Source organism: Candidatus Poribacteria bacterium, from assembly GCA_021295715.1.
Lineage (GTDB): Bacteria > Poribacteria > WGA-4E > WGA-4E > WGA-3G > WGA-3G.
Genome location: JAGWBV010000154.1, coordinates 1 through 4910, shown reverse-complemented (window position 1 = coordinate 4910; position 4910 = coordinate 1). Strand labels below are relative to the sequence as shown.

At 47.0% G+C, this 4910-nt stretch carries 3 protein-coding genes; all 3 read left to right on the top strand.

The features are described from left to right. Positions 1 to 416: 416 nt before the first annotated feature. Entirely contained in the window at positions 417 to 1094 is a 678-nt protein-coding gene (locus J4G07_22165) for a nucleotidyltransferase family protein (GenBank protein MCE2416691.1), read from the top strand. Positions 1095 to 2021: 927 nt separating this feature from the next. Continuing rightward, a complete protein-coding gene (locus J4G07_22160; protein ID MCE2416690.1) occupies positions 2022 to 4571 on the top strand; it encodes a sigma-70 family RNA polymerase sigma factor in 2550 nt (849 codons plus the stop codon). 35 nt (positions 4572 to 4606) lie between these two features. Further along, on the top strand, positions 4607 to 4870 hold the full coding sequence (locus J4G07_22155) for a hypothetical protein (GenBank protein MCE2416689.1): 264 nt from the start codon (positions 4607 to 4609) through the stop codon (positions 4868 to 4870). The last annotated feature ends 40 nt before the right edge of the window (positions 4871 to 4910 follow it).

The following is a 4910-nucleotide window of genomic DNA, read 5'->3' as shown; positions in this document are numbered from 1 at the left end:
GGTATCTCACATTTTAAACACGCTTTCCGATTCGATACTATAGTCTGAGTTATTACTTATCTTATTTATATCATTGATGTCTGCTCGTTGGGCCTCGGAGCCTCTCCTACAATTTTAGTTGATAACCATCTGTTAAGGGCACGGACACACCGTGCCAATAAAATCCGAAAACAGACATATTTTTTAGAAAGGAGGAAAAATTATGAGTTGGAAAATAGGAACCGTGAAGCCTATTCCAGAGCCCAAACCGATGCCTGGACCATCAGAGAACCCAAAGCCAGAGCCGCTTTAGAAATGATCAGTATGGCGCGGCGGAAAGATTTATCCTTCTGCCGCAAAATTGAAAGGTGTATACAGCGGAGCAATATTGCTTCGCTGTGAGAATAATAAAGCATTGCGAAAATCAAGGATATGATATGCAAGCAATTATTTTATGCGGCGGCAGTGCAACACGCTTAGGCGCAGCCGCGAAACATACTCCCAAACTCCTTATGAAAGTCAAAGGTCGTTCTATTCTACAATGGCAGTGTGAATTCCTGAAGGAGGTTAGAGTCCAAGAACTCATCCTCGCGACTGGATACCTCCACGATGTCCTTCAAAGCAATATTGGCGAGTCTTGCAATGGTATTTCCATTCGTTATTGTAGAGAGGATAAAAAACTCGACACCGGGGGTGCTATCAAAAACGCAATGCGGTACATACAGAGTTCTCCGTTCTTTGTGCTGAACGGGGATGTCCTGTGGCGAGATTTCTCCCTCAACGAAATGGTATCTACGTTTCGAGAGGATATGGCGGGTTTACTGCTATCTGTTTGGGTGGATGACTCCCGTCCGTATGGTGAAATCATTTCTTCAGACACCGACCAGATTACGGCATTTCTGGAAAAACCTACCGCATACCAAAGTGGGTATATCAATGCCGGGGTCTACCTCTTCAACAGCAAAATTGCTCAAGCGTTTCCCGATAGCGACGTGTTTTCTCTCTCTTACGATGTCCTTCCGAAATTAGAAAATCTTCATGTTCTTAAAACCGACGCCGATTGGATAGATATCGGCTCTCCCGAACGCCTCCAGGCAGCCCAGCAACTTTTTTAGGATTAGGACTTACACACTTCCTCTTGAAGTCCCCTGATAAGGGGCGGGGAATGCCATAAGGCATTCATACCGTTGATTCTTTAGGGGGTTAAATAACTGAAATACTCTCACTGCGAGGCATTTTTGGGTGAAATATATTGCTGCTTTACGCAATATGAAGTTTAATAAAATATTTGGATAATTCTATAAAGGAAAGTTCTCAATCAAAGAGGTTCTATAGTCCTGAAAATCCTTGAATCCTGAAAATCCTGATTCAGACAGTTAATACCCGCATTACCCGATTAAATTCTTAATCTTCATTTTGCGTAAGTCCTGAAGATCTTAGGACTTACACAATTCACCTGACGCTGACAACCAACGCCTTCCTCTTCCAAACTTCCACCTTTCCAACCCAATCTTCTGACAAAATTTTACACACCCGCGCTTAGCCAAATTTCTTGCCAAAAATGAACATCTCTGGTAAATTGTTGATGAGAATAGGTTCAACATTAGCGGGAAACCCTCCATATCGTAGGGGCAGGTCTTGTGCCTGCCCAACCAAATTTCCTCTTGAAGTTCGCCTGATAAGGGGAATTTAGGGGGTTATGGGATCCGGCTTGCGGATCGTTTGAATTATGAGCTTGAAGTCCGCCTGATAAGGGGAATTTAGGGGGTTAAATCACTGAAGTAAGACGTTTTGGATGAAATATACTTAGGACTTACGCACGTTGCTCTTTTGTAGCATAACCTGTTAGGTTGTGTCAAGAAACTGTCTGCGTTTTTTATGCGCTCTCTTTCAGGGCGCGGGCGATGCTCAAAATTGCGTAAATCCTAATACTGCTTTTTTACGCAATTTGCGTAAGTCCTACATTTTATGCAACCTTTCGATCTTCTATACGCGTTACTATGTAATAAAGTTCTTATGCTCATTTTTTGGAGAAGATAGAGATGGAGACCAATGATTTTGACTTAATTCAGCGGGTTTTAGAGGGAGATGACAAGGCTTTTACTGTGCTTGTCAACAGATACCAGAAACCGATCCACACCTTCGTGTGGCGGAAGATCGGCGACTTTCACACAGCCGAAGAGCTCACACAAGATATTTTCCTGAAGGCTTACAAGAAGTTGTCGCTCCTGAAACCCCCGTATAATTTTTCGGGATGGCTTTATGTAATTGCGGCGCGTCGGTGTATCGCGTGGATGCGGAAGAAACAGGAGCCAACGACATCTCTGGATGCGATGCCCAGGATCCAACTGGAGGAACTCTCCTATGCAGCGTATGAGGCAACAGGTTCTGAAGCTGCAGACGTTGAGCACCAGCGCGACCTTGTCAAGCGTCTTCTCCAAAAACTGCCAGAGAGCGAACGCACCGTTGTAACCATGCATTATCTGGCAGAGATGCCGTGTGAAAAGATTAGTGAATTTTTGGGTGTATCCCCGAACACCGTCAAAAGTCGACTCCACCGTGCGCGCAAGCGATTGGAGACGCAAGAACACCTCCTCCACGATGTCTCCGGTATTTTCCAAGCACCGTCGACCCTGACTGCGAACATCATGCAAGAAGTCGCTCGTCTCCAGCCGACTGTGCCTTCTACAAGTAAACCTTGGGTGCCGTGGGGGTTTTCCTTCGCATCAACGTTTCTCATTCTTCTAATGATTGGTGTGGGTACGCGTGCGCTCTATCGTTTCCAGCAGCCTTACAGTTTAGACGCAACATCGGAGATGACGATTGAATTAATCGACGCACCCGTTGTCCTTCCGTTGACCCTAAAGCCGGATGTGAGAAACCAATTCGGAAACGCCGATGCGCTCGGCAAAAATACAGGCGCCGGACAACAACCGGGGCCCAATTTGCTTGCTACCTTGCCTCCCAAGGAGACAGACGTTCCCGCAGTGAAACCGCAATGGATTCAAACAAACGGAACAGGAAGGACTTTCGGTGCCGGACTCTTTCTCACCGCTGACCAATCCGTCTATGCTATCGCGAAAGCCGGCCTCTACCGACTCACACCACAGGCAGATACGTGGACATTTGTCGGTTCCGCCGGTCCGAATAAGGAATTCGAGAAAGTTATGGCGGAACGCGGGGATACCCTCTATCTCCTGACATCCGATGAACTTTTAGCTTCAACCGATAAAGGTAAAACATGGAGTGTTCTCGGCTCACGCCCCGAGGGCCGTCCTGTCGCATTGGTGATTACCGATGGGACTCAGGAACGCAAGTCTGGGAATGCTGATATGACGATGTACCTCGTCCTCAGAAGAGAAGTATTTCGTTCCGAGGATGCCGGGAAGCAGTGGGAATTCATAGGACACGTCTTGCGACCCGATATCGTCCGGGAAGCAGGTGATTTCAAGTTCCGTATTTGGGACGCACTCGCCATTGATAACACCCTCTTTGTCGGAACGAGCCAGGGGCTTTTCCGATTGTCCGGTAATTGGAAAAAATTGCCGGTCCCAACTTCACACGGCGTTTCTTCTTTGGCGGTTGCTGAGAATAGGCTCTACATCACGACCACCTTAAGTCGGATGGGCACCAGTTATATATTCCAAGTCCTCTATTCGACCGACTTCGGCGATTCATGGACCGACATTACGCCTAACCCCCGCGAACATTCAATTGAGTATATGGATACAGCCGAAATCGTTGCTGTTGGAAAAAAACTGGTGTTGATGGGGCATAGGGAAATATTGCTCTCCTATGATGCCGGTGAGACATGGATGAATCCTGGAGATGATCCCTATTCATCTGGACCATTTCCTGCTATCGCCTTGGATGAAAACAATTTCTACAGAACCAATCTCAATGAAATAACGCGATCGACGGATGGCGGTTTCACATGGCATCCCTTTATGACAGGGATCGCGAATTTCGATGTTCAGGATCTAAGCACCTTTAAAAACGTTCTCTATGCAGTCATCGCTGGTTGGAAAATTGTTACATCAACGAACAATGGGATCTGCGGAGATGAACTTGCGGACCCGAAGATCCAAACAACCGATACGGCTCTCTATGTCAGCAGCACTCCAAGTAATCGGACGCAACTTTTTCACCTACCAATCGGCAGTGATGCGCTGATACCTGCTCCAGGTATGCCAGATTTCGAGGAAGATAATCTCTACACTGAGTTGACGAAGAGGCTCCAAAAAGCCAGAGAAACAAACGTCAGGGATCGTGAAGCGGAACAATTATGGGACGAGAATTTATCTTCTATCCTTGCAGAAGACAGACCGAACGGAAGTTTTACCCTCGTCGGGGAAGCCGTTTTTATGGAACGCCGGCGAAAACTTTTCAGATGGCGGCCCGGCGAAACCGCGTGGCGCTACACCAGTTTGGAAGACCACGGAGAGCCCCCGCCTATCGATGGAAAAGGATTCACACTTGCCACTTCGGACGATACGATCTACGCCGGTAAACGAGAAGGCGACCTCTTCCGATCTCTGTTACCCAAAGCCTCGCCTTTCCGTTTGCTTACTACAAAGACATTCTCTTTGTAGGTTCAACCCTCTACATCTCAACGGATGCAGGGGTGATGCGTTCACGCGAGGGTGAAACCTGGCATGCCCTCACCGATACTGACGGGTGTCCGCTCCTTATGGATCAGATCGCGACGGATGGTTCAACCTTTTACGGTGTATGTGCCAGTGGCGTTTATCAAGTGGATAACCGAACGAACACTTGGAAACAAATTGCTCCAGAAATACCATACACGGTCACCTCCCTTGCTGTTGATCGTAATACACTTTACGTCGGTACAAAACATAATGGGATATTCCGTTTTCAGCGCAACAATTAATAAATTTCCCATTCCTATTCCATACTTTCCAATCTCCATC